This is a genomic window from Paraburkholderia phenazinium, assembly GCF_900142845.1.
Taxonomy (GTDB): domain Bacteria; phylum Pseudomonadota; class Gammaproteobacteria; order Burkholderiales; family Burkholderiaceae; genus Paraburkholderia; species Paraburkholderia phenazinium_A.
In genome coordinates this window covers 3,300,474-3,324,878 of the sequence record NZ_FSRU01000001.1, presented here as the reverse complement: position 1 = coordinate 3,324,878, position 24,405 = coordinate 3,300,474, and the positions used below count along the sequence as shown (strand labels likewise).

Sequence of the window (24,405 nt, the reverse complement as noted above, 5' to 3'; positions counted from 1 at the left end):
CGCAAAAGCGTTGGTCAGGATCCACCGTATCCCGCCGCCGTCAATCAGAAGTGTGTTGCAATCATGATGCATGGATTACAGGTGCCAGAATGTTCGGTCAACTGGAACTAGCTGAGTATCTCGCAAGCCATCCGATGCCGGCTACCACGCGCGAACTGGTGGAGAAGATCCGGCGCAATCAGTCAGACTTCAATCCGTTCAATCATCAGGGTACACGAACGGTCGTGACGATTCGTTCCGCAAAAATGCAGCAGGGCGTCACCGTACAGAGCCGGACGCTACACGCCAGTGCGGCCATGTGGTATGAATTTGACGAAAAAATTCAGGAATACTATGCAAATGTGCATTCATTCACTGCAATTACTCAACGGGAAGATGGGAGCGTCGCAAACAAGTCGCAGCACTGGTTCGATTTTCTGATACTTGGGGACGGTGCGCCCCGCTTCGAGGACTGGAAAGAGGAGACGGTCCTATTCCAGATGCAAAAGAAAGAAGACGATCGATGGAAAAAGGTGGGCCGCTTCTGGCGTGATGAATGCGATCGCTGGCATGACCGCGCATGCGAGCAATATTGCGGGTCGCTTGGAATTGCGCATCAACTGCGGACGAACCGAGAGATTCCACGATGGTTTCTCGAGAATATTCGATATCTGCGGGATTTTTACGATCCAAGGACACCGGTTCTCTCCTCGGATACGGCAGAGCGGCTAAGGCAATGCGTACAGAACGGTCCGGTCAGTTACGATGACATGATGAAGCGTGAGGGATTCCAAGCGGATGTTCTGCTGTCGGCGATCGTCCAGGGTGTGCTGTTCGTTGATCTGAATACCGACAGTATTGGTAATCCCGCCGATCTGCTGATGCACCGCGATGCTGACCTTGCCGAGGCCGATCGGCTCATTCGCCGGGGCGACTTCATGTGCGAGCCGTTGCCCCTTCCCGGCCTTGCAGCGTGCCCAATCGGCACCCGACTGCAATATGGAGGAGAGGCGTGGACTGTTATCTTGGGTTCGACAGGACCGGACGCGGAGGTGCTTCTTACTTCAGGCGCGGGAGGGAGAATGAGCCTCCCCACCGAGACAGCAAGGCAATTGCTGGCCGAGCGCGCAACCGATGAAGAGCGCGTTGCTTTGCTTAACAGCGAGAAACGGCGCGCCATCGCTTCCTTAAGCAGGACGGAGCTCAAGGATGGAATAAAGAAATATAAGGCAGTAATCTTGGACGACGGGGCAGACCAGTATTCCGATGCGACTCTGGGCAGGTCCAGGCAGGCAATACGCGACTGCACCTTCGTACAGGATGTCCTGCTCGAGCTCGCACCGCATCACGCAGAAAAAGGTAACCGGTTACCCCGGCTTCCACCACTGGTCGAGTTGCTTGCGAAGACGACGATTGAGACCGTTCATAACGCGGCATCGGCCGGCAATGCAAAGAAGACTTACGACACCTACTGCGAGGAATGCATTAAACAGGGTGTCGTGCCCATGTCTTATCCAACATTGTGCCAACGGGTCAAGGCATACGAGGACCCGAATGCCCGGTTCGGCAAACGTGTTGCCTACCGGGACGGGCAGATTCCTCTGATCCTGGACGCGCGCGAGCCGGTGGATGGCGTAGCGCCCCACGAAGTCTGCTACATCGACCACACCGAGCCTAATCTCTTCACGAAGGGTCCTGAGGGACAGGACTGGGGAAAGCTCTGGCTCTCTGCGGCAGTGGACGGTAACGTAACCTGTGCACGCGCATTTTATCTCTCATATCGTCCACCATCCGCGCTGTCGGTGCTCATGACACTCCGGGACTATGTGCGTCGGTGGAGGCGCCTGCCGCGGATTGTGGTCTTTGACGGTGGCGCCGACATGCGCTCGCACGCGGTTGAACAGTTCTGCAAGATCCATAACATTGATGTGCGATATCGGGCAGGCGGTCGACCGCGTGGCGGCAAAGACGTTGAGCGGCTATTCGGTCTGACCGAGGAAGAACTGCTATCCGGTCTGGAAGGCTGTTCGATCCAGTTGAAGGAGGCTCGCACCGTAACCAAGTCAGTCGATCCTACGCGCCGCGCTGTCTGGACGTTCCCTCAGCTTTACCGCGCGATGGAATCCTTTCTTTTCGACTTCAGATACCGTCGGCACGTTCATCCGGGGCTGGGTATGACGCAGTGTGACTACGAGCAGGCCAGGCTCGAACAGACAGGCCGGCGGGACCATATACGGGTCGAATTTGACGAGAATCTGCTTCTGCTCACGGCGCCTTCGCCACCACGCAGCGAACACAAGGTTCACGCGCAACGGGGTGTGTGGGAGAGCGGCATGTTTTATTGGCATGCGGAATTTGCAAAGGTCGGCGGGAAGCCGTGTCCGGTCCGATACGAGCCGTGGCTGGCGAACGTCATCTATGTCTATGTTGGTCATTGCTGGGTGACGGCCCTCGCGCGTGACCTCGAGCCCTACTGGGGTCGAACGCGCTACGAAGTGGAGTACGCCAAGCGGATGGAGCGAAATTTCAACCGCCTTGCTGCAGAACGTGACCGCCATACGACATCGCGGGCCGTGCGTCTTGGGCAGGTAAGAACGCCTATAAGTTTTGACGAGACCACTGCAAAGAAACAGAAGAGCGAATTGGAGCTTTATAAGGCGCTTGGAATGGGAACTGCAAGAGCCATTGATCTTGGCATGGTACCTCGTCAGGAACCAGCTTGCAGTTCAGCCTCTGGGCCCGATTCCTCGGAGGTGGACATGGCACCCGATGCGGCGATCGCGCGAGCTGGTGGAGAAGCGGCTGCCGAACTTGCCGCGCTGTCTGATCCGACCTCTTCCGCATGGAGCGAGCCAGATGAAGCTGGACTTCTCTAAGACAATACACAGGATTACGTACGAAGAGAGGCTGATGTATAGCAGGCTGACTCGTGAGCAGGTCCTCGCGCTTCCCGATGCGCAGAAAGTTCGCTACTTTTATTCGCTGAGAGTAAAGCATCTTCTTCGTGACGGTGCGGAAGCTAAGCTAACGGATCTGTTGGGGCCGTGCACCGATACCGGAATAATTACACTTTTCGGGCCAACCGGAGGGGGCAAGACAGCGCTGGCCGAGACAGTTGGTTCCCGGATGAACTCGACTGAAGCCGGTCATCGGCCATATATTTATGTGAGAGCGCCCGCTTTTGGAGCCGCAAAAGTATCCTGGGGTGGTTTTTTCAGAAAAATCCTGGAGGCAGGTCAGGAACCGATGATTGACGCGAAGCGCTCATGGGGCGTGCGGGACAATCGTCTGATCGGCTCGAGTAGTCGGGCTGACCTCCCGGCTTTGCAAAATGCGGTATGCCAGATGCTGAAAAACCGTGACACACGGCTACTCGTCGTTGACGAAATTCTCCATATCCTGCGATATGGTGATCACGATAAAGCCTTGGACTCGGTGAAAGACCTGTCGGACGCCGTTTCAACCCAGATTCTGTTGATCGGGCCTTATGATCTGTTCGGCATGGTGACAAACTATGACCAGGTGGTGCGGCGAGGCGAAATGGTTTATCTCGGCCGGTACAGGAATGATCGACCGGATAAAGTTCGGAACAAAAGCGATGTGGATGAGTACAAAAATATTATAAGAAAACTGATGGAACGCTGGCCACTGGAGCTGGTGCCGCGATTTGAACTGGTAGCAAGCGACTTGTTGACGGCGACGTTAGGTATCGTCGGATTGCTGAAGGAATTTTTGACGCGATGTCTGATTTGCCAGATAGAGAACTCGGGAAGGTGGAAGGAAGGCTTCATACCCGTTGCGCTCAAGAAGAAGCACTCTATCGAAAAGATCCGGAAAGCAGTCGAGGCCGGTGAAGCCATGTTGATAAGAGAAAATTTCGATGAGTCAACCATTGATCTGGATCGCGTTGCGGAGATGGAAAAGCTCGTGGCGGGAAGGTGAAGTGAACGCAGATACGATGCAGTCCGCCATGTCCGAAGACTTGCGTTCCGGTCTACCGCTGGCGCGAGAACCTGTTCCGTTGTTTTATGGGCTTCTGCCAATGGGGATAGGGACGGGAGATTGCGAAGGTCTGGTGAGTTACCTTTGCAGGTTGGCTTTGGCGCATTGCGTTAGCGTCGATGATCTGGTCAACATGGGACTGGCGCGGTATTCCGCAAACGATTTCAAAATCTGGCGTCATTTCTCGACGTGGATGAAAGACCGCGCGGTGGATGTCTTTGCGAAGCAACGCACGCTGGCACTCCGGGACGCCCTCGTCGGAGCGACCGGAATTCAGGCGGTCGGTCGGCTTTCGCTAGCTTCTCTTGATGGCGTCATAGATTTGGCGGGCATGTCCTCTCTCCGTCTTCGCCACTGTCCGCTGTGCTACGGAGCCGCAGAGTTTGCCCAACTGCACCGTCCGCTTCTTTGGGATCTTAAGGCAGTCAGTTGCTGTCCGGTTCACGCGGTGCGACTGGTCGATTCTGAATGCGGACGGGAGACACCCCAACGCCGTCCGAGGTGGCATAGAGTTCACATGCCAGGGGTCTGTACCGAGTGTGGCTCGATCGCCTACGCTTGCCGGGCGGTTTCCCACGTAGGCGCGTCGCTCGCAGAGCAGTGGGTGGCGCGTCAGTCAGCGATGCTCATTGCTGCGGTCTCGGATGGCGAGAATTTTGACGCACCGTTGGCGCCTGAGCGTATCCGCGGGCTCGCGACCCAGATAGGCGATGGCTTCCCATTTCGCGCAGCTGCAGTATGCGGGTTCAACAAAGCCAGGCTATACGATTGGATTCACGGAGTCAGGCTTATCAAGTACGCCCCTCTGCTCGCGCTCTGCGCGGCATGCGGTATAAATGTCGTTGATGTGTTGCGAGGCCCGGCGCAATGCTCCGAAGGGGCGGACTTTCGCTATAAGCCTCACGCGCGCCGAACTCGGATCACTTCTCTTGATGAGTTGCGCGAAAAGATAGATTCTGCGCTTGCTGTCCTGCAAGATCCCTCCGTGGCGGCTGTTGCGGCTTATATAGGTTGCGACCGTTCAACCATTTCGAAACGTCTGCCGGAGGAGGCGGCGATGCTCACAGCGCGTTGGCGCTCGGCAAGAAGCATTAATACGGCCGCGCGCATACTTGAGGCACAAGCATCGATTGAATCCGTTGCCCAGAATCTGAAGAACGCAGGTAAATCCGTTACGCTACGCAATGTGTGGCTCGAATCGGGCATTTGTGTAAGTCGAGGCTCACGCTTTGAAGAGCCTTTCAGGCGTGAGCAGGATGCGCAGAACGACTAGTCTCGTCAGCCGCTGCATTAGTACAGCGCGAGTAGGGCGATGCCGAAGTGCAGCGATTGCACCAACGAGGAGATGACAGGTTAGTCGTTCACATTGCCCGAGGTTTTTCGATCACCAACTCCAAACAGCGTGCTCGCCGATCTGCTTCTAGCGCGCGTAGGCTAGATTTCTTGAATTGTCGAGTCTTCGATACGTAATGGTTAGTTGCAGTAGTTGATAAAGGTACGTACCGTGGTAAATCAGGTAGATGTGCAAACGACGGGAACCATCCTTTATCCGTTGAAGCCTATTGGTCTCGGTTTGTGGGACTGCGAAAGCGTCGGAAGCTTCATGCGTCGCCTCGCGTTCCAGCACTGCGTACCTTATGTGAAATTAAAATCGTACCTTTCCGAAATTTATCCGAGTCGTCGCGGATTGCGCAATCGATATAACAGTCCGGGCAAAGAGGCAGAATCGCTCACTTTAGCGACGGGCTGCGACGGTCTTCATAAATGCGCACTACTACCATTTCGAAATAACTTCGCTTTAATGATCGGAGGGATAGATGGCGCCGGGCGTTATTGCCCTGTGTGTGTTGAGGAATCTCCATTTCCAGATGCGTGGGGCCGGGTGCTGTGGGACATTTCCATAGTGGACGCATGTCCATTCCATGAGATCGACTTAATGTCTTGCTCGTGTCTCATCCCGATGCAGTACGGGTCCGCAAAGGCACCGAATCTATTTGGTGTATGTCCATGCTGTGGATCGGTGTCGTATGGCTGTTCCGAACACCCTGCAAGACGGGCAACCGGGAACAAACTTATAATCGCCTCGCAGATGGCCGATCTGATTGCGGCGATATCGGATGGCAAGGAGTTTGATCGTGGCGTCGCTGCTGAGGCGGTCTTGTGCCACCTCGTTGATGAGTTCGGCAGCGTAATGGAGGCATCCCGATTTTTTAGAATGGATGTGGGTCACTTGTATACGCTTGGCGGCCGATCAAGGGTCCCCATCGATTTGCTGATGACGATATGCTTGACAACTGGCGCGAATCTCGTACGTCTGCTTGACGGGAAAATCGAGCGGGCTTACCAGCCGTCCGATGCTATCCCCCGGGCGCGCCGCAGGACGATCCGCGATGCTGAGCTCGCTCTAGCGTTTCAACAGGCGGCTGGTGAGATGCCTGGAATGTCGTTACATGAACTCGCGCAATCGGTGCGCGTCGCTCCAAGGAGGATGGAAGTAATACTCCCGGAACTAGTAGCCACCATAAGAAGAAAGGACGAAATTGAAAGGGCCAAGAGGCGTCGCGCGCGTAGGCAACGGCTCGTGCAAAGGCTGCATGAGATCAAGAGAGAAGTTGAGGCGACGGGCGGCCGGCTTACAGAGTGCGTTGCTCGCTCGGAGACAGGGGCAGGGTTCTGGCCCGGCACGGAAAGCAGTCGCATACTGAAACTGGTAATACGAGGTAAGCTTTAGTTGGGGGCAGCTCATACTCGTCCCGAGACACCCCGCACGTTTTCTGCTCGCCTCCATATTCGCTTTGGGTGGGGAAAATAAAGCATAAGTCGGCCAGTATTTGCAATAAAGCATAAGGCTGTTTTGACGATCAACTTACGCTTTGTTTGTCACACGCCCGCACACACCGAAACCCCGCATACACATACTGATAATGCGCCTGAAACCAGTTGCGAAACGCGGGCCGCAACATGCATTGCGCGGTCCGCGCCGAGCCGCCCTTCAGCACGTAATGCTGCCCGTCGAAGAAGTTCGCGGAGTAACCCAGATAAAACGGAAACGCTTCGAATCCGGGCAACGCGTCGAATAGCGTGGACGTCCATTCCCAGCCGTTGCCGAACTGGCCTTCCACGCCAAACGCGCTGATGTTGTCGGGATAGGCGTCGACGGCCTGCGGATCCCAGTGACGGAAATCGAAGTTGCCCGACGCCGCATGAGGCGCGCCGTGGGCCGCGCGTTGCCATTGCGCTTCGCTCGGCAGCGCTTTGCCGGCCCAGCGGGCGTAGGCGCTCGCTTCGGCATGACTGACATAGACCGGCCAATCGAGCGGCAAGGGGCGCTCTTCGAACATGGTGCGCAGCAGCCACTCGCCGTCGCCGGCACGTTGCGACCAGCCCGCCGGGTGGGTGATTGCCTCGCTTTCCTTCCAGAGCCAGTCCTTGTCTTTCCACCACGTGCTCTGGCGATATCCGCCGGCCATGACGAATTCGAGGTACGCGCCGTTCGTCACCATGTAACGGTCGATCTCGAAGGCGGGCACGTCGATGCGCAATTCGCCGAACTCGTTATCCCAGCCGAAGCGGCCGCTTTCGCGCGTCATGCCGAGCAGCGTCGAGCCTGCCGGCACGCTGACCATCGGCGCGTGATCCACTTCGCGGGTGCGACCGGCATGCCGCGCGGGAGGGACGTAGCCGGGGCGTTGCCCTTCGCCTTCGCTGCGCTCGGCAATCTTCTGCGCCAGCGGCAACTGATGCAGCATGTAAGCGAGGGTCTCGGCGTGCATCAGGCGATGCTCGATGGCGACGTTCAGCAACTGCTCGGCCGAGCCGGTCTGCGCGCCGTTTCCTTGAGGCAGGCCGTCGACGTTCAAGGCCGCCAGCTCGCGGTCGATCTGCGCACGCGCTTGCTCGCCGTACGCGCGCACGGCTTCCAGCGACGGCCAGTCGCCCGGCACATCGGTCGGCAGTCCGCCGTCGACGGGATCGATGCCGAACGCGAACAGCGCATCGAGCGATGCATCGAAGGCGGGCAGCGAGCACAGGCGCTCGTCGAACAGATTGCGGTCGAACGCTTCGAGATGCCCGATATAGAACACGATCCGGTGACGCTCGCGGATCGGCCGTTCGTACAGGTATTCGGGTTTGACGATGGAGAAGAGGGCGTCGGTAATGTGACGCGCGTCGATCAGGCGCTGGACCAGCGGATGATGCGGGGCGGGGTCGCGATTCATATCGCCGGGCCTCCTGGAGGGGGACAGTTTGAAGACTGTACCTGAGTCGCAGGAGACGTGCCAAGGAGGCGCACGCGAGGAGGCCGCGGCCGCCCTGGCCGCGCCGTCCGATAGGCCCGCAACAGCGGGCGGCTACACCGCCCGCAGACCTTCGAGATCGACGATGCGGATGAACTTGCCTTGCGTGTCGATCAGGCCGCGCTTTTGAAATCTTGACAGGGTGCGGCTGACCGTTTCGAGCGTCGTGCCCAGGTAGCTGCCCATGTCTTCGCGCGTCATGCGCAGATTGAATTCCGCCGATGAATAGCCGCGTTGCGCGTTGCGCTCCGACACGTCGAGCAGGAACGCGGCGACCCGTTCGTCCGCGGAGAGCGAGCCGAGCACCATCATTTGCGCGGCCTCGCGGACGATCTGCTCGCCCATCAGCTTATGCAGGCGCTCCTGCATGGAGCCGACTTCGCGGCACAGACGCTTGAGCGCGACGTACGGAACGATGCAGACGGTGCTGTCCTCGAGCGCGGTCGCGCTGCACGCGTGCTTGTCGTCGCTGATGCCGTCGAGGCCGAGCGCCTCGCCCGCGAGGCGCAAGCCGGTCACCTGTTCGCGGCCGTCGCGGTGCGCCATGGTGGTCTTGAGCGAGCCGGAGCGCACCGCATACAGATTGTCGAAGGCGTCCCCGGAACGGTAGAGCGCCTCGCCGCGCCGTACCGGGCGCGCGCTGCAGATCAGCGCTTCGAGCTTCGGCAGTTCATCGGGCGAGAGACCTTGCGGCATGCACAGTTGCCGCATCGCGCAACTCGAACAGCGCGCGCTGCTGCGGGCGGCCGGGCGCACAGGCGCACGGCGGGCAGAAGGGCGGACAACGGGGGTGGGCGTAAGCATGGTGTACGACCATTTGTAAGGAGAACATACCCATTGTCCCACCATGGTTAAACGCTGTTTAGCGACAAAATGACGCGCGCCCGCGCTTCTTCCGTTTGAGCGGGATCACACGGTTGTCAGGTTGCATCGCGCCCCAGGAACGCCGGGCCAGCGCGTGACGCCATGGCGCCCGCCCGCCCGGCCGGTCCGTGTCCCGGCACGCTCAAGCAGAGGCGTCTGCCTGCGCGCCTGGCTCCTGGCTCGCCGCCGATGGAACCAGCAGCACGGGCAAGGCCGCTTGCCGCACGCAGCGCTCCGCGACGCTGCCGAGGAACAGCCGCTGGACACCGCGGCGTCCGTGCGTACCCATCACGAGCAGGTCGGCGTTGAATGCGGCCGCGCCCTTCAGCACGACGGTGGAGACGTCGTCGAGCGAGGACGCCTCGCCGACCGCCACTTCACCGCTGACGCCGCGCTCGCGCATGGCCTGGGTGAACTCGGCGCCGAGTTCCTTGCCCTGCTCGATCATCCGGTTGCGCAGGATGGACGGGTCGTAGCCGGGCGCTTCGAAGTACATCGGGGTGTTTTCCACCACATAGAAAGGCTGCAGCACCGCGCCCATCGAACTGGCCAGGTTCAGGGCGGATTCAAAGGCACGGCGGGAGGTATTGCTGCCGTCGACCGCTACGAGGATGCGTTTGTACATGTTGGACTCCACGTCGGAAAGGTTCGAGACCGGCTGCGCCTGATGTCGGCTGTGCGAAGGCGCCTGATGACCGATTCCAGCTTCAATGATCGCTGAAGAATGTGCAGTTTTGTCAGGATGTAAATCAAACACTTGTCAAATTTCCGCTCGTAGGGTCATATAGTCGCCGCGCCGCCCAGTCGGCTTTTGCGGGCGGCGTTGGGGTCGTTTGACTCATCTTTAAGCGGGCAACACACGCTGTTTGCCTTACAATCGTGGTCTATTCTGACAAGCTAACCCTTCATCGATGATGAACGAGCGCAAATCGACGGGCTTGCCCGACAAGATCTATAGCGACATCCTGAACCGCATACTCGAAGGCGAGTACAAGGAAGGTGAGCGCCTGCCCACTGAGCACGCGCTCGCCGAAACTTTCGAAACCTCGCGGCCCACCGTGCGCGAAGCGCTGGCCCGGCTGCGTGCCGACGGCATCATCGTCACGCGGCACGGTTCGGGCACCACGGTGGCGCGCCGGCCCGATCCGGACGTGCGCCGCTTCGCGCCGCTCGAGACGCTCTCCGATATTCGCCGCTGCTACGAATTCCGTATCGTCACCGAAGCCGGTGCGGCCGAACTCGCGGCGGAAAAAGCCGAGGCGGAAGACCTCGCCGCGATCCAGCACGCGTGGGACGAACTGGAGCGCATCGTCGAAACCCAGGGTATCGGCGCAAAGGACGACTTCTCGTTTCATCTGGCCGTCGCGCGGGCGTCGAAGAATCCGTTTTTCATCACCGTGATGTCCTTCATCGAAGAGCAGATCGTGTTCAGCATGAACCTGTCGCGCAACCTGTCGCTGGTGAAGACGGTCGAGCGGCAGCGGCTCGTGCAGGCCGAGCATCTGGCCGTCCTCGAAGCGATCCGCCGCAAGGATGGTCCCGCGGCCGGCCAGGCGATGCGGGTGCACCTCGAAAACGCACTCGAGCGGATGTTCGGTTCCTGACGGACTCCCGTCATCCCGGGCCGCGTCGAACGCGGCCCGTTTTTTTTAATCGGTCCGACCTCGTGTCTGGCTTTTTCACGCCCTCTTTTACGCGTTACGCCGCGTTGTCCCGAAGTGAATGCTCCTCGCCCCCTGCCTTTCCGTGATGCGCTGCTGGCGATGCTCGGCATCGCCCTCGTCAACATGCTGGTCGCGCTCGATCAGACCGTGGTCAGCACCGCCTTGCCGTCGATCGTGTCCGAATTGCGCGGCTTCGAGTACTACGCGTGGATCGCGAGCGCTTACCTGCTGGCCTCGGTGGTGACGGTGCCGGTGTTCGGGCGGCTGGGCGACTATTTCGGCCGCAAGCGTTTCGTCATTGCCGCGGTGATCGTCTTCACGGTGGCCTCGGTGCTGTGCGGCGTGGCCCCCAGCATGCCGTTCCTGGTGGTGGCGCGCGGCCTGCAAGGCGTCGGCGGCGGGATGATGGTGGGCACCGCTTTCGCCTCGATCCCCGATCTGTTTCCCGACGCCCGCGCCCGCGTGCGCTGGCAGGTGATCATGGCGGCGGCTTACGGCATCGGCACGGCGGCGGGGCCGTCGCTCGGCGGCTGGCTGAGCCAGCAGTTCGGCTGGCGCTCCACGTTCCTCGTCAATCTGCCGGTGGGCGTGCTGGCGCTGTATTTCATCTGGGCGCATTTGCCCAACTACCGGCGTGCGGTGAGCGGCCAGGTCCGCATCGACTGGAGCGGGGCGGTGCTGGTGGCGCTGGTGCTCGGCGGCTTGCAGACGTTTATCGAAGCGGTGCCGAAGTCGGGCCTCACCACCGGCAACCTGGTGCTGGCGGCGCTGGTCGTGCTCGGCGCCGCGGCGCTGTTGATCTGCGAGCACCGCGCAACGCACCCCATCATTCCGCTCGATCTGTTCAGGGACCCGCAACTCGTCACGCTGTTCACGCTGTCGCTGTTGTCAGGCTTCGTGATGTTTTCGCTGATTTTTTTCGCGCCGCTGCTGTTGCAGGGCGGCTTCGGCCTAACCCCGCAGCAGGCGGGTCTGCTCGCCACGCCGATCGCGGCCTGCATCGCCCTCGGCAGCGTGATCAACACGCGCATCGTGATTCACATGCCGAAGCCAACGCTGATCCTGTCGATCGGCTTCATGCTGCTGGTGATCGCCTCAGTCGGCATTGCGCTGGCGACGCCGGCCACGCCGCATCTTTACCTCGAACTGGCGATGGGCGCGGTCGGCATCGGGCTCGGCTTCATTCTCAACAACCTGAACGTCTTCGGCCAGGAAATCGCGGGCCGCGAGCGCTTCGGCATCACCACCGCGCTGTTGCAGTCCACGCGGATGGTGGGCGGCATGCTGGGCACCAGCATCGTCGCCACGATCATCAACCGCCGCTACGAGGCGGGCGTCGCGGAGTCGTTGCAGGTGCTGGGCGAGCCGGTCGCCTCCGCGTGGCTGCCCAAACTGTCGGATCCGCGCATCCTGATCGACCCGAGCCTGCGCGACGGCTTGCTGGCCGAACTGGCGCACGCGGGGCTGGCCGGCCCTGCACTCGTGGGAGCGGCGCGCCGCGTGCTGGTTCAGTCCATCCACATTGGCGTGGTGCTTACCGGCATCGCCGCGCTGGTGGCGGCTTTCGTGGTGCGCCGGATCGCGCATATCACCTTTAAACGCAGCAGCGACAGCAATAGCGGCGCTCCAGCAGCGCATTAATCGCCTTTCAAGGGACCGCCGTGCGGTGGTCCCGAACTCTTTTCGCCTCTGCCGAACATATTTCGGGCAATAAAAAACGCGCAAAAATCGCTATGCGCGTTGGGTCGGTTTTGCACCTACCTACCTGGATAGGTGTGTGGTCTTTCAGGGTCCAGCAAAATTCATACAAATAACGGCCAATCCACCTGAGAAACTCGCCATGGAATTACTAGAAAATCATTGGAAAGCCCCCGTCACGATTCAAAACCGTGCGGTCGATACTCCCGAAGAAACCTCCACCACGGTTGATCGCCACCTGATCATTGCTTACCGCAAAATGAAAAAGGAAAGCCAGCGGCGTTTCTGGGCACGCTTTGGCGTGACGCAATCGCGTGGCAGCCGGTTCGAATCGGGCGCAGAAATTCCGCCGCCGGTTTCAATCCTGCTGGGGCTGTACTTCCTGAAGACGGTTTCTGACGGCGATTTAGGGCGTGCCGAGCGGGTGATTTATAGCCGCGACGCTGCCGCCCTGCTTAACCCGGGTCAATAAGTCCGAGTTGCGCGGCAATCACGGCTGCCGCGCGCCGCGAGTTCACCCCGAATTTCGCCCTGATATTCTTCACGTGGAAGTTCACTGCGGCTTCCGAGCAACTGAGAATATGTGAAATCTCCCAGGTGGATTTACCGCGCGCGGTCCAGTTCAGGCATTCCCGCTCGCGCGGCGTCAGTTGCGGCAGGACGGTTTGCGCATGTGAGTGGAGATGGCGGCGACTGGTGTCGATCACCACATCGCGCAGCAGGACGAGATTGGGCAGCACGCCGTCAATGTGCGTCCAGAACGAGTCGGTCGTGTTGAAGTTATTGGCGAAGCACAGCATGCCGGCTTCCTGATTCGGGCCATGGATCGGCAAGGACAGGCCCGAGCGCAGTCCGTGCGTGCAGGCAAGCTCGTAGAGCGCCCGCTGCTGGCGCGTGGCGAACAGTTCCGGCGACCAGATCAGCGGCGCCGAGCGGCTCAGGCAATGCGTGACGATGGGGTCGATGTGCATGAACCCCTGCTCTTCATAACTGCGGCGCCACGTTTGCGAATACGTGCTGCGAACGTAAGCATCTTCCAGGCGCATACCGGGGCGCGGCAGCATGGCGATAAGAACCCGGTCGAATCCCCACGTGCCGGCGATTGTGGTGAGCGCGTTGAACCACGTCGCTTCGTCTGGGGCGTCCACGAGTGGCGACATTTGCTCGATAAAATGTAGCGACACTTTCGTTCTCTCAATCGCAGCAGCCCAGCCGCGGGTTTCGTCGGCGCGAACTCGCGACCGGCATGATATTGGGCAGCAATTTATCACCGTTTATTCCTGAACGGTTCAAACCGCAAAGTCAGGCGCTTCTAATCCGGGTACCCGGATTCTTGCAGCTCAGTCTATAGAAATCAAAAATATCCCCGCCTGGCGAAAATTTGCCCAGACCGGCTGCCAGTTGTAAGACCTTACGCTGTGTTGCGTGCGCCGCCTGGCAATTGTCAAATCAACCCTGCTGAAAACGATTTCCACCCGATTTAACAATTCGGGCGACGGCTATCTGCACCGATCCGCATGATAGTTTCAAAGAACGACTGCCTGCAATAAAGTCCGCGTGTTTTTTAACCATTGTCCTTGAATGTCTTTGGCTCGATTGAACAAGCCGGTTCAAATCGTTTCCTGAACCGTCTGTGTGATCCCAATAGAAACGGGGTTTGACGAAATAGGCGTCGCTTCATACGGTCAAATTGACCGTTAATAATTAATTCGGGATGTTTTACCTGGCCGATTTTATTTGTCGCGCGTTGACGACGGGCTGTCCTTATCATCGGATATCGCGCCCACGCTGCTGGGTGACCCGCGTTCAGCCGCACATGGTGAGAGGCGCATGTTGTCATACCAGATTTTCCGGTCTGACGGAGCCGGAAAAGCCGCATGAATGTACCCTGGAACGCCCAAGACGTAAGGAGCTAAAAGATTTCTTTTACCTAACGGACAACTGTCCGTGGAAGCCCTGATCCTGATGCATTTCAAATGTTGTTTGACAACATTGCGAGCGGGGTGCTACCTTGGCATCAATTCTTCGATACTGTCTTGAGGTGCCATGAAAACTTCTCCCATCCTCGATAGCGAGTTCGCCGCCACTGTCATGGCCGTGCCGCCGCTGGCCCGCCGCGCCGATTACTCGCTCGACGCCGCCGAAAACCGCAAGCTGATCCAGCACATCGAGGCGGGCGGCGTGCGTACGTTGCTGTATGGCGGCAATGCCAATCTGTACCACGTCGCCGTCAGCGAATACCGCGAGCTGCTCGATCTGCTCGCGGACAGCGCCGGCCCGGACACGCGGGTGATTCCGGCCATCGGCGCGGACTACGGCAAGATGCTCGATCAGGCGCGCATCCTTGCGCAGACGTCCTACCGTACGGCCATGGTGCTGCCGCTCGCGGGCTTTACCACTTCCGAAGGTGTGGAAACCGGCCTGACCCGCATCGTCGACACAGCGGGTATCCCGCTCACGCTCTACATCAAGAGCGAAAACTACGTGGACGTCGACACGCTGGCCCGTCTGGTCAACAACGGCACACTGATTGCGGTGAAATACGCTATCGTGCGCGAGAACCCCGCTGACGACGCGTACCTGCGCCGCCTGCTGGAGAGCGTGCCGGCTGCGAAGGTGGTGTCCGGCATGGGCGAGCGCCCGGCGCTGGTACACGTGCGCGATTTTGGCCTCGCGGCCTGGACGACCGGCTCGGGCTGCATTGCCTCGCACGCGGTGACGGCGCTGTTGCACGCGGCCAAGGCCGGCAGGATGGAAGACGCGCAGCGCATTTACGACGCGTTCATGCCGCTCGAAACCTTGCGCGACGACATTTCGCTGATTCGCGTGCTGCACGACGCCGTCACGTACTCGAAGATTGCCGACATGGGTCCGATGCTGCCGTTGCTGAGTTCGAGCCCGCAGGAGCATCACGCGAGCATCGAGCAGGCGGCGCAGGCGCTGCTCGCGTTCGAACGCCAGTTTGCGCAAGCCTCTACGGCGCGCTAAACATCCCAAGGATAAAAGGAATACACGATGCAGATTACCGGAGACATGTTGCTGGGCGCTTCCGCCGTGCGCGGCACCCAGGGTACCTTGCGCGCGTTCGACCCGGCACGTAACGCGGAAATCGAACCCGCGTTCGGCGCCGGCGGCGCGGCGGACGTCGAGCGCGCCTGCGAACTCGCGGCACAGGCCTTCGACCCGTACCGCCTCGCCTCGCTCGAGACGCGCGCGCGTTTTCTCGAAGCGATTGCCGAGAACATCCTCGCATTGGGCGACACGCTGATCGAGCGCGCGCACGTCGAATCGGCGTTGCCGAAGGCACGCCTCGAAGGCGAGCGCGGCCGCACGGTCGGCCAGCTCAAGCTGTTTGCGTCGCTGGTGCGCGAAGGCCGCTGGCTGACCGCCACGCTCGACTCCGCACTGCCGGAGCGCAAGCCGCTGCCGCGTTCGGATCTGCGTCTGCAGAAGATTCCGGTCGGGCCGGTCGCGGTATTCGGCGCGAGCAATTTCCCGCTGGCGTTTTCCGTCGCGGGTGGCGATACGGCCTCTGCGTTGGCGGCGGGCTGCCCGGTGGTCGTCAAGGCGCATCCGGCACATCTCGGCACCTCCGAACTGGTGGGCCGGGCGATCCAGAAGGCGGTCGCCGAGAGCGGCCTACCCGAAGGCGTGTTCTCGCTCGTGATCGGTGCGGGTAACGAAATCGGCGAGGCGCTGGTCAAGCATCCGGCCATCAAGTCGGTGGGCTTCACCGGCTCGCGTCGCGGTGGTCTCGCGCTGGTCGAGATCGCCTCGAAGCGCCGTGAACCGATTCCCGTGTTCGCCGAAATGAGCAGCGTCAATCCGTTCTTCGTGTTCCCCGGCGCGTTGGCCAAACGCGGTGAAGCGCTGGCGAACGGCTTCGTCGACTCGGTCACGCTCGGCGTCGGCCAGTTCTGTACGAATCCGGGTCTCGTGCTGGTGCTCGAGGGCCCGCATACGCGCGGCTTCATCGACGCGGCCGCGAAGGCGCTCGCCGGCAAGGGCGCGCAGACGATGCTGACGGCAGGCATCGCGACGGCCTACCGTGACGGCGTCGCGCAACGCGCCTCGAGCAATGGCGTGCAAAGCGTGGCGCAAGGTGCATCCACGGAAGCGACCTGCGCTGCGTTGCCGGTGCTGTTCGAAACCACCGCGGCGCAATTCCTGGCCTCGGCGCAGCTTGAAGACGAAATCTTCGGGCCGACCTCGCTGATCGTCACCTGCGCCGACATCGGCGAAATGCTCAAGGTGGCGGAACATCTCGAAGGCCAACTGACCGCGACCCTGCAACTCGAAGCGGACGACTACGCGCTGGCGCGGCAACTTCTGCCCACACTCGAGCGCAAGGTAGGCCGGATTCTCGCCAACGGTTTTCCGACCGGCGTCGAAGTGTCGTATGCGATGGTGCACGGCGGCCCGTTCCCGGCCACCTCGGACGGACGCGCCACCTCGGTGGGCGCCACCGCGATCGAACGCTTCTTGCGCCCGGTCTGCTATCAGGATCTGCCGGCCGAGTTGCTGCCCGAAGCGCTGCACGACGGCAATCCGCTTCACCTCTGGCGTTTGCGCGACGGTAAACTGGTGCAGGAGTAACACCCCAATCCGATCACGCGCAGGTAACCCCGAGGACATGGCATGACCGAAACGAACCGACGCTATCCCGATCCCGCGATCCGCATTCTCGATCCGCGTTTCAAGGACTTGCGGCTGGCCTCGGCTTCGGTCGAATGTCTGTATCAGGGCGCGCGCTGGTCGGAAGGTCCGGTATGGTTCGGGGATGGCCGCTATCTGCTGTGGAGCGACATCCCGAACAACCGCATCCTGCGATGGGATGAGCAGAGCGGCGCCGTGACGCCGTTTCGCCAGCCTTCGAACCACGCCAATGGCCACACGCGCGATCGCGAAGGACGGCTCGTCAGTTGCGAGCATCTGACGCGTCGCGTCACGCGCACCGAATACGACGGGTCGATCACCGTGCTGGCCGACCGTTATCGCGGCAAGCGCCTCAATTCGCCCAACGACGTGATCGTGAAGTCGGACGGCTCGATCTGGTTCAGCGATCCGACCTTCGGCATCGACAGCTTCTACGAAGGCGAGCAGCAGCAATCGGAGTTGCCGGCCTGCGTGTATCGGGTGGACGGGCAGAGCGGCGAGGTGACGGTCGTGATCGACGACGTGCTCGGACCGAACGGCCTCGCCTTCTCGCCGGACGAATCGATCCTGTACGTAGTCGAATCGCGCGGCGAGCCGCGCAAGATCCGCGCGTTCGACGTCACCGGCACTGCGCTCTCGAACAACCGCGTACTGATCGACGCGGGGCCCGGCACGCCGGACGGCTTCCGGGTCGACATCCACGGCAACCTCTGGTGCGGCTGGGGCATGGGCACCGAGGAACTCGACGGCGTGCGCGTCTTCACGCCGCAAGGCGAGGCCATCGGTCATATTGCATTGCCGGAGCGTTGCGCGAACGTGTGTTTCGGCGGCTTGCATCGCAACCGTCTGTTCATGGCGGCTAGCCACGGGCTGTATTCGTTGTATGTGAATACGCAGGGCGTAAAGGGCGGCTAAGGTGTCCATGGCTACCTGTATGTGCCCATAAGTGCTTGCGGTTGCCAAACAAGTGGTCATCAACTCCGCTCGCCACGTCCCCGTCACCGCGCTCGAGAATCTCCATCAACGCTTTGTATAAAAAGACTTTCCTCGCCATCTGAAGTCGCTGCTCCCGCACGGCTCAAACCGTGAATTGGCTTGACATCAACAGTGGGCCTTCGCTATGTTGCATTGAGAGACGCACACCGCCCGCACCGCGATTCGACTGGCGGACTTCCATACCAAGAAGCGAGGAGACGTAATGACTTTTTCTGGCAGCTTGTCGGTCAGGTTAGCGGGCTTATGGGTGGCGGTGGGGGCAGCGTTCGGTGCAACCTTCGCGGCGCCGGCCTGGGCAGATCCGGTCACGCTCAATATCGTCGACGTAGCGGGCGATCTTCAGTTGACGCAAAAGGGCTTCGAGGCGTTCAAGGCCAAATACCCGAATCTGGTAGCGAACATCACCTATACGAACGCGCCCGCGCCGCAGTTGCCGGGCAAGCTCAAGGCCATGCAGGCGGCCGGCCGCTCCGATATCGATCTGGTGCTGACCGGCACCGACGCGCTCGCCGCCGGCATCCAGCAGAACCTGTGGATCAAGCTGTTGCCGGATCAGGCGGCCACCTTCCCAGGCGTACTCGACAACTACGCGCCCGGTCCGCGCAAGATGCAGGACCTCGCGCAAGGCGACGGACTTGAAGTGGCCTACATGCCCGCTGGTCCGCTGCTCGAATACAACCCGGCGAAGGTCGGCGATCCGCCGAAGACGCCCGATCAACTGCTGCAATGGTGCAAGGCGCATCCTAACAAGCTGATCTATGCGCGGCCGGCCAACTCCGGTCCGGGACGCACGTTCCTGATGGGCTTGCCGTATGTACTCGGCGACAAGGACCCGCGCGATCCGATCCACGGCTGGGACAAGACCTGGGCGTTCCTCAAGCAACTGAACGACTGCGTGCCGTATTACCCCGGCGGCACCTCGGCGGTGATGAAGGAACTGGGCGAGGGCACCCGCGACATGACGGTCACGGTGACCGGCTGGGACATCAACCCGCGTGCGCTCGGCATCGTGCCGGCCGAATTCCGCGTGCAGGGTTTCGACAACATGACGTGGGTCGACGACGCTCACTATATGGTGATCCCGAAGGGCGTGCCGAAAGAGAAGCTCGACGTGCTCTACAAGCTGATGAATTTCATGCTGCAACCGGCGCAGCAGGCGTTGACCTATGACGACGGCTATTTCTACCCGGGACCGGCCATCAAGGGTGTCAGCGTCGAGCAGGCGCCGGCGCATAGCCAGGAGGTCCTGAAGAAGTATGGCCGCCCGGAATATACGCAGATGCTGACTGCGCATCCGCACGTCCTGCCGCTGGATGCCGCGGCGATGGTAGCGGCGTTCCAGAAGTGGGACCGCGATATCGGTGCGCAGAAGAGCCAGTAGCCGCGAGGGGGTCCACAGGAACGCGCCATGAAGCCTCATTTTGAGCAGTTGCGTCTCGACTCGGTGAGCCGCAGTTTCACGAATGCTGAAGGTCATCCCGTCGCCGCGCTGCAGGGCCTCGATCTGGAGATCCGGCGCGGCGAGTTCATCGCGTTGCTGGGGCCGTCGGGCTGCGGCAAGTCCACGGCACTGAATTGCATTGCGGGTCTGCAACCGCTCTCGGCCGGCGGCATCTGGCTCGACGACACGCGCATCGACGTCCTGCCGCCCGAGAAGCGCGGCTTCGGCATGGTGTTCCAGAACTACGCGCTGTTTCCTCATATGACCGTGCTCGATAACGTCGGCTTCGGCCTGAAGATGCGCGGCGTGGCGAAAAGCGAAGCAGTGCGCCGCGCCCGCGAGGCGTTGCAGCTTGTGCAACTGGTCGGGCATGAACGCAAGCTGCCGGGGCAGCTGTCGGGCGGCCAGCAGCAGCGCGTCGCGATTGCGCGGGCCATCGTGATCGAGCCGCCGCTCGTGCTGATGGATGAGCCCCTGTCGAACCTGGATACGAAGTTGCGCATCGAAATGCGTGCGGAGATTCGCCGCATCCATAGCCAGCTCGAACGCGCGACGATCTACGTCACGCACGATCAGGACGAAGCGCTGTCGATGGCCGATCGCATCGTCGTGATGAAAGAGGGCGTCGTGCAGCAGGTGGCGACGCCGAAGGAAGTCTATGGGCGGCCGAAGAACCTGCATGTCGCGCGCTTCATGGGCTACCGGAATGTGCTCGACTTTACGCTCGAAGGGATGCAGGGCGAAGCGGTGGCGGTGAGCGGCAACGGTGTGCGCTTGCTCGGGACTCCGATGCATGGCTTCGACAGCAAGCGCGTGAGTGTCGCGCTGCGCCCCGAAGATATGGAGCGCAGCACGCCCGGTGTTGAGAACACGTTCGACGCAGACGTGCTGAGCGTCGAATACGGCGGACGCGATTCGCTGATCCGCGTGAAGTCGGCGTTCGGCGATCTGTGGGCGCGCGTGGCCGGCGATTTCGCCGAGGGCGAACACATCACGCTGCGCGTGCCGCCGGCGCGCACGCTGGTCTACGACGGCGAGGCGTCATGAACGCCCCCGCACTTTTGCCGCCGCTTGCCCCGCGCGATACCAAGGGCTGGCTGGTTGCGCCTGCGTTGCTGTTTATCGTTGCGCTGTTCATCTATCCGTTCGCCTACGGGCTGGTGCTGTCGTTCCAGCCAATGAACGGCGGCGGCGTGTGGGCCAACTACGTGGCGTTCTTCACCGACACGTCGATGTGGCCGACCATTCTCGTCACGTTGAAGCTCGCGGTGCCTGCTACGTTGCTCAACGTCGGCGTGTCGATTCCCGTAGCGTTCGCGCTGCGCCGCAATTCGCCTTATCAGAAGCTCGTCACGACCCTGCTGGTGATTCCGGTCACGCTCGGCACGGTGCTGATCGCCGACGGCATGCTCACGTACTTCGGACCGAACGGCTGGTTTCCGCAGGCGCTGCAAGGCCTGCATCTGTATACCGACGAAGTGCGGCTGACCCACAATTATTGGGGTGTCCTGATTTCGTTGATCGTGTCGGGCTTTCCGTTTGCGTTCCTGCTGACGCTGTCGTACGTCACGGGCATCGATCCGACGCTCGCCAGCGCCGCTGCCACGCTCGGCGCGAGTCCCTGGCAGCAGTTCCGGCGCATCTATCTGCCGCTGCTGGTGCCCGGTCTGACGATGGCCGCGTGCCTGTCGTTCGTGCAGGCGTTTTCGGTGTTTCCGTCGGCGGTGCTGCTCGGTGCGCCCGCGGGACCGACCCGGGTGATGTCGATTGCCGCCGCCGAAGCCGCCTTCGAAAACTACGACTACGCGCTCGCCTCGGCCATCGCGATGGTGATGGGCTTCGTGCAACTGCTGGTGGTGGCCGGCATCCTGGGGGCGCGCCGCTTCTTCTATAGCGGACCGGTGACGGGCGGGAAGGGCTGATGACAACCGATCGTCACGCCACACCTCAGTGGTCCGCATCCGCCTCGCAGGCGCCAGCCGTTGCGGGCGAGGATGAGGGCAAGCAAGCCGGCAGCGTGGAAAGCGCGGGCCACGCGGGCCAAGCGGGACGCAACCAGGGTGCGCAACCGGGCAACGCCGTCAAGCAACGCACGCCGTTGCCCGAGCGCGTCTGGAGAGTCCTGGTGTGGGGCGCAATGGTGTTTTTTCTCGTCAACGTCCTGTTGCTGATCGCGACGGTGGCGGTCAATTCAGTCGCGACACGCTGGTTCGGCACGCTGTTGCCGCAAGGCTTCACGCTGCATTGGTACGCGCAGGCATGGAGCGACTTCCAGTTGGCGAGCGTGCTGTGGGTCACGGTTGAAGTCGTCGGTGCGGTGGTGATCCTATCGGTGCTGCTCGGCGTGCCGGCAGCTTACGCGCTCGCTCGCGTGCAGTTTCCCGGCAAGCGCTTCGCAGTACTGGTGTTCCTCTTGCCGTTGATGGTGCCGCCGGTCACCTACGGTATCCCGATGGCCACCGTGATGTACAAGGTGGGACTCGCCGGCACGCTGCCCGGCGTGATTCTCGCGAACCTCGTGCCCGCGCTGCCGTTCGTGATTCTGGTGATGACGCCGTTCATCGAGCAGATCGATCCGAATCTCGAAGCCGCCGCGCGCATCTTCGGCGCCAATACGTTTCGCTATTTCCGTTATGTGCTGCTGCCGCTGCTGGTGCCCGGCATGCTCGCCGCGGGTTTGCTGGTGCTGGTGCGTACGATCGGCATGTTCGAGCTGACCTTCTTTACGGCCGGACCGGGTACGCAGACGCTGGTTGTCGCGCTGTACTACGCGGTGTTTTCAACCGGCGTGCGCGCGCCGCAATCCATCGATGCGATGGCGATGATCTATATGGCGATCACCCTGATATGGGTGTTGATCGCGCTGCAATTCGTGAGCCCGACGCAGATCGTGTCACGTGTGAAGGAACAGAAGCGTTGATCCGAAAGAACGGTCGGCGCGTTTGATTAACGAGCCCGGTAGCCAAGATACTGTTGGAGAAAATGCTGTGACCAAGAGAAAGACCCCTGAAGAATTGCGCAGCCACCGCTGGTATGGCGTGAATGACCTGCGTTCGTTCGGCCACCGTTCGCGCACGTCGCAGATGGGCTACAGCCGTGAGGAGTACGCGGGCAAGCCGGTGATCGCAATCCTGAACACGTGGAGCGAGATGAACCCGTGCCACACGCACTTCAAGCAGCGTGTGGAGGAAGTGAAACGGGGCATCTGGCAGGCCGGTGGCTTTCCGATCGAGCTGCCGGTGCAGACGCTCTCGGAGCCGTTCCAGAAGCCCACGACGATGCTGTACCGCAACTTCCTCGCCATGGAAGCGGAGGAAACGCTGCGCTCGTACCCGGCTGACGGCGTGGTGCTGATGGGCGGTTGCGACAAGACCACACCGGCGCTGCTGATGGGCGCGATCTCGATGGACCTGCCGACCATTTTCCTGCCTGCCGGCCCGATGCTGAACGGCAACTGGAACGGCGTGACGCTGGGCTCGGGTTCGGACACGTGGAAGTACTGGGCGGACCTGCGCGCGGGCAAGATCACCGAGCAGGACTGGCAGGGCGTGGAAGGCGGCATTGCGCGCTCGCCGGGCCACTGCATGACGATGGGCACGGCGTCCACCATGACGAGCGCCGCGGAAGCGCTGGGCTTCACGCTGCCTGGGTTTGCGTCGATTCCGGCGCCGGATTCGCGCCACGCGCAGATGTCGGCGAAAACCGGCATGCGGATTGTCGAGATGGTGTGGGAGGACCTGAAGCCGTCGGACATCATCACGGCGGGCTCGATTGATAACGCCGTCACCACGTGCCTGGCGCTATCCGGCTCGACCAATGCAATCGTCCACATGATCGCGCTGGCGCGCCGCGCCGGCATCGACCTGACCCTGAACCGCTACGACGACATCTCGCGTCATACACCGGTGCTGGCGAACATCCGCCCGACCGGCTCGTACCTGATGGAGGACTTTTACTACGCCGGCGGCCTGCAGGCGATGCTGGCCGAACTGGGCGAGCTGATCGACCGTTCGCAGAAGACGGTGAACGGGCGCACGCTCGGCGAGAACCTTGAAGGCGCGAAGATCTTCAACGACGACGTGATCCGCCGCCGCGCGGCGCCGCTGTTGCCGAACAACGGTCTCGCGGTCCTGCGCGGCAATATCGCGCCCGACGGCGCGGTGATCAAGCCGGGCGCGGCCGATCCGAAGCTGCATGTGCATACAGGCCGTGCGGTGGTGTTCAGGGACTACAACGACATGGCGGCACGTATCGACGACGACGCGCTCGACATCGACGAGAGCTGCGTGATCGTGCTGCAGCATGCGGGTCCGGTGGGCGCGCCGGGGATGCCGGAGTGGGGCCAGTTGCCGATTCCGAAGAAGCTGCTGCAAAAGGGCGTGCGCGACATGCTGCGGATTTCCGATGCACGCATGAGCGGCACGAGCTACGGGGCGTGCGTGCTGCACGTGGCGCCGGAGTCGTTCATCGGCGGACCGTTTGCGCTGGTGCAGGACGGCGACCTGATCGAGCTCGACGTGCCGCAGCGCAAGCTGAACGTGCTGGTGCCGGACGAGGAACTGGTGCGGCGCAAGGCGGCGTGGGTGGAGCCGGAGCCGCGCTTCACGCGTGGCTATGGCGCGATGCATCAGGTGCATGTGATGCAGGCCAACAAGGGTTGCGACTTCGACTTCCTGCAACGCGAAGGTGCGGGCGGCGCGGCGAACAGCAGTAGTGTTGGCGAGCCGGAGATTCACTGAAGCGAAGGTGACGGCGACTCACGGCAATCACGGGGCGGTTTTGACTGCATAGTCCGAGCAGTTCGACC

Annotated in this window: 19 protein-coding genes and 1 pseudogene; 16 read left to right on the top strand and 4 right to left on the bottom strand. The window is 61.3% G+C overall.

Translation table 11 applies throughout. The features are described from left to right. The first annotated feature begins 89 nt into the window (after positions 1–89). The 5 genes and pseudogenes from BUS12_RS14575 (at position 90) to BUS12_RS39365 (ending at position 6,712) form a co-directional block, all read left to right on the top strand. Entirely contained in the window at positions 90–2,855 is a 2,766-nt protein-coding gene (locus tag BUS12_RS14575) for an integrase catalytic domain-containing protein (RefSeq protein WP_074296329.1), read from the top strand. After that, entirely contained in the window at positions 2,836–3,921 is a 1,086-nt protein-coding gene (locus tag BUS12_RS14570) for an ATP-binding protein (protein ID WP_074267626.1), read from the top strand. The genes BUS12_RS14575 and BUS12_RS14570 overlap by 20 nt, the downstream gene beginning before the upstream one ends. A 28-nt stretch (positions 3,922–3,949) precedes the next feature. After that, complete coding sequence (locus BUS12_RS14565) at positions 3,950–5,254, top strand: TniQ family protein (RefSeq protein ID WP_167379443.1); 1,305 nt, start codon at positions 3,950–3,952, stop codon at positions 5,252–5,254. Positions 5,255–5,485: 231 nt separating this feature from the next. Continuing rightward, positions 5,486–5,905 (top strand): annotated as a pseudogene (locus BUS12_RS39795) (TniQ family protein); the annotation flags it as partial. Positions 5,906–6,070: 165 nt separating this feature from the next. Then, complete coding sequence (locus tag BUS12_RS39365; RefSeq protein ID WP_253190076.1) at positions 6,071–6,712, top strand: hypothetical protein; 642 nt, start codon at positions 6,071–6,073, stop codon at positions 6,710–6,712. Between the two features lie 130 nt (positions 6,713–6,842). Here BUS12_RS39365 and BUS12_RS14555 read toward each other — a convergent pair whose 3' ends face one another. The 3 genes from BUS12_RS14555 to BUS12_RS14545 form a co-directional block, all read right to left on the bottom strand. After that, a complete protein-coding gene (locus BUS12_RS14555; protein WP_074296327.1) occupies positions 6,843–8,201 on the bottom strand; it encodes an SUMF1/EgtB/PvdO family nonheme iron enzyme in 1,359 nt (452 codons plus the stop codon). Positions 8,202–8,333: 132 nt separating this feature from the next. Next, positions 8,334–8,990 (bottom strand): helix-turn-helix domain-containing protein, encoded by a 657-nt coding sequence (locus BUS12_RS14550; RefSeq protein WP_074296326.1) that lies wholly within the window; start codon positions 8,988–8,990, stop codon positions 8,334–8,336. Positions 8,991–9,285: 295 nt separating this feature from the next. Then, complete coding sequence (locus BUS12_RS14545; protein ID WP_074296325.1) at positions 9,286–9,768, bottom strand: universal stress protein; 483 nt, start codon at positions 9,766–9,768, stop codon at positions 9,286–9,288. Positions 9,769–10,057: 289 nt separating this feature from the next. Here BUS12_RS14545 and BUS12_RS14540 point away from each other — a divergent pair, with 289 nt between their 5' ends. The 3 genes from BUS12_RS14540 (at position 10,058) to BUS12_RS14530 (ending at position 12,977) form a co-directional block, all read left to right on the top strand. Beyond that, complete coding sequence (locus BUS12_RS14540; RefSeq protein ID WP_074296324.1) at positions 10,058–10,747, top strand: FadR/GntR family transcriptional regulator; 690 nt, start codon at positions 10,058–10,060, stop codon at positions 10,745–10,747. 159 nt (positions 10,748–10,906) lie between these two features. Next, the gene (locus BUS12_RS14535) at positions 10,907–12,448 is read left to right on the top strand and encodes an MFS transporter (RefSeq protein WP_074296323.1); all 1,542 of its coding nucleotides are present in this window, start codon (positions 10,907–10,909) and stop codon (positions 12,446–12,448) included. Positions 12,449–12,647: 199 nt separating this feature from the next. After that, positions 12,648–12,977, top strand: coding sequence for a helix-turn-helix domain-containing protein (locus BUS12_RS14530; protein ID WP_074296322.1), 330 nt, complete (start codon positions 12,648–12,650; stop codon positions 12,975–12,977). Here the strand turns inward: BUS12_RS14530 and BUS12_RS14525 are convergent. Next, a complete protein-coding gene (locus BUS12_RS14525) occupies positions 12,961–13,665 on the bottom strand; it encodes a helix-turn-helix transcriptional regulator (RefSeq protein ID WP_074296321.1) in 705 nt (234 codons plus the stop codon). The two genes, BUS12_RS14530 and BUS12_RS14525, sit on opposite strands and share 17 nt — an antisense overlap. Before the next feature lie 886 nt (positions 13,666–14,551). Here BUS12_RS14525 and BUS12_RS14520 point away from each other — a divergent pair. From BUS12_RS14520 to araD, 8 genes are all read left to right on the top strand, one after another. Continuing rightward, positions 14,552–15,493 (top strand): dihydrodipicolinate synthase family protein, encoded by a 942-nt coding sequence (locus tag BUS12_RS14520; protein ID WP_074296320.1) that lies wholly within the window; start codon positions 14,552–14,554, stop codon positions 15,491–15,493. Between the two features lie 27 nt (positions 15,494–15,520). Then, positions 15,521–17,101 carry an aldehyde dehydrogenase (NADP(+)) gene (locus BUS12_RS14515; RefSeq protein ID WP_074296319.1) on the top strand — a complete coding sequence of 527 codons (1,581 nt, stop codon included), beginning with the start codon at positions 15,521–15,523 and terminating at the stop codon, positions 17,099–17,101. 42 nt (positions 17,102–17,143) lie between these two features. Next, positions 17,144–18,076: an SMP-30/gluconolactonase/LRE family protein gene (locus BUS12_RS14510; RefSeq protein ID WP_074296318.1), complete on the top strand. Its 933-nt coding sequence runs from the start codon at positions 17,144–17,146 to the stop codon at positions 18,074–18,076. A gap of 283 nt (positions 18,077–18,359) precedes the next feature. After that, a complete protein-coding gene (locus BUS12_RS14505; RefSeq protein WP_074296317.1) occupies positions 18,360–19,538 on the top strand; it encodes an extracellular solute-binding protein in 1,179 nt (392 codons plus the stop codon). Between the two features lie 27 nt (positions 19,539–19,565). Further along, the gene (locus BUS12_RS14500; RefSeq protein WP_074296316.1) at positions 19,566–20,645 is read left to right on the top strand and encodes an ABC transporter ATP-binding protein; all 1,080 of its coding nucleotides are present in this window, start codon (positions 19,566–19,568) and stop codon (positions 20,643–20,645) included. Next, positions 20,642–21,520 (top strand): ABC transporter permease, encoded by an 879-nt coding sequence (locus BUS12_RS14495; RefSeq protein ID WP_074296315.1) that lies wholly within the window; start codon positions 20,642–20,644, stop codon positions 21,518–21,520. Before BUS12_RS14500 ends, BUS12_RS14495 begins: the two co-directional genes overlap by 4 nt. Next, complete coding sequence (locus tag BUS12_RS14490; protein ID WP_074296314.1) at positions 21,520–22,518, top strand: ABC transporter permease; 999 nt, start codon at positions 21,520–21,522, stop codon at positions 22,516–22,518. Before BUS12_RS14495 ends, BUS12_RS14490 begins: the two co-directional genes overlap by 1 nt. 67 nt (positions 22,519–22,585) lie before the next feature. Continuing rightward, complete coding sequence (gene araD / locus BUS12_RS14485) at positions 22,586–24,337, top strand: L-arabinonate dehydratase (RefSeq protein ID WP_074296313.1); 1,752 nt, start codon at positions 22,586–22,588, stop codon at positions 24,335–24,337. Positions 24,338–24,405 lie beyond the last annotated feature (68 nt).

What these genes read in the sequence shown, in the direction of transcription:
- BUS12_RS14575 (WP_074296329.1), top strand. Translation starts at nt 90, where the DNA reads ATGTTCGGTCAACTGGAACTAGCTGAGTATCTCGCAAGCCATCCGATG.
- BUS12_RS39365 (WP_253190076.1), top strand. Translation starts at nt 6,071, where the DNA reads ATGGCCGATCTGATTGCGGCGATATCGGATGGCAAGGAGTTTGATCGT.
- BUS12_RS14515 (WP_074296319.1), top strand. Translation starts at nt 15,521, where the DNA reads ATGCAGATTACCGGAGACATGTTGCTGGGCGCTTCCGCCGTGCGCGGC.
- BUS12_RS14510 (WP_074296318.1), top strand. Translation starts at nt 17,144, where the DNA reads ATGACCGAAACGAACCGACGCTATCCCGATCCCGCGATCCGCATTCTC.
- BUS12_RS14565 (WP_167379443.1), top strand. Translation starts at nt 3,950, where the DNA reads ATGTCCGAAGACTTGCGTTCCGGTCTACCGCTGGCGCGAGAACCTGTT.
- BUS12_RS14530 (WP_074296322.1), top strand. Translation starts at nt 12,648, where the DNA reads ATGGAATTACTAGAAAATCATTGGAAAGCCCCCGTCACGATTCAAAAC.
- BUS12_RS14550 (WP_074296326.1), bottom strand. Translation starts at nt 8,990, where the DNA reads ATGCGGCAACTGTGCATGCCGCAAGGTCTCTCGCCCGATGAACTGCCG.
- BUS12_RS14490 (WP_074296314.1), top strand. Translation starts at nt 21,520, where the DNA reads ATGACAACCGATCGTCACGCCACACCTCAGTGGTCCGCATCCGCCTCG.
- BUS12_RS14570 (WP_074267626.1), top strand. Translation starts at nt 2,836, where the DNA reads ATGAAGCTGGACTTCTCTAAGACAATACACAGGATTACGTACGAAGAG.
- BUS12_RS14500 (WP_074296316.1), top strand. Translation starts at nt 19,566, where the DNA reads ATGAAGCCTCATTTTGAGCAGTTGCGTCTCGACTCGGTGAGCCGCAGT.
- BUS12_RS14540 (WP_074296324.1), top strand. Translation starts at nt 10,058, where the DNA reads ATGAACGAGCGCAAATCGACGGGCTTGCCCGACAAGATCTATAGCGAC.
- BUS12_RS14545 (WP_074296325.1), bottom strand. Translation starts at nt 9,768, where the DNA reads ATGTACAAACGCATCCTCGTAGCGGTCGACGGCAGCAATACCTCCCGC.
- BUS12_RS14555 (WP_074296327.1), bottom strand. Translation starts at nt 8,201, where the DNA reads ATGAATCGCGACCCCGCCCCGCATCATCCGCTGGTCCAGCGCCTGATC.
- BUS12_RS14505 (WP_074296317.1), top strand. Translation starts at nt 18,360, where the DNA reads ATGACTTTTTCTGGCAGCTTGTCGGTCAGGTTAGCGGGCTTATGGGTG.
- BUS12_RS14520 (WP_074296320.1), top strand. Translation starts at nt 14,552, where the DNA reads ATGAAAACTTCTCCCATCCTCGATAGCGAGTTCGCCGCCACTGTCATG.
- BUS12_RS14535 (WP_074296323.1), top strand. Translation starts at nt 10,907, where the DNA reads ATGCTCGGCATCGCCCTCGTCAACATGCTGGTCGCGCTCGATCAGACC.
- BUS12_RS14495 (WP_074296315.1), top strand. Translation starts at nt 20,642, where the DNA reads ATGAACGCCCCCGCACTTTTGCCGCCGCTTGCCCCGCGCGATACCAAG.
- BUS12_RS14525 (WP_074296321.1), bottom strand. Translation starts at nt 13,665, where the DNA reads ATGTCGCCACTCGTGGACGCCCCAGACGAAGCGACGTGGTTCAACGCG.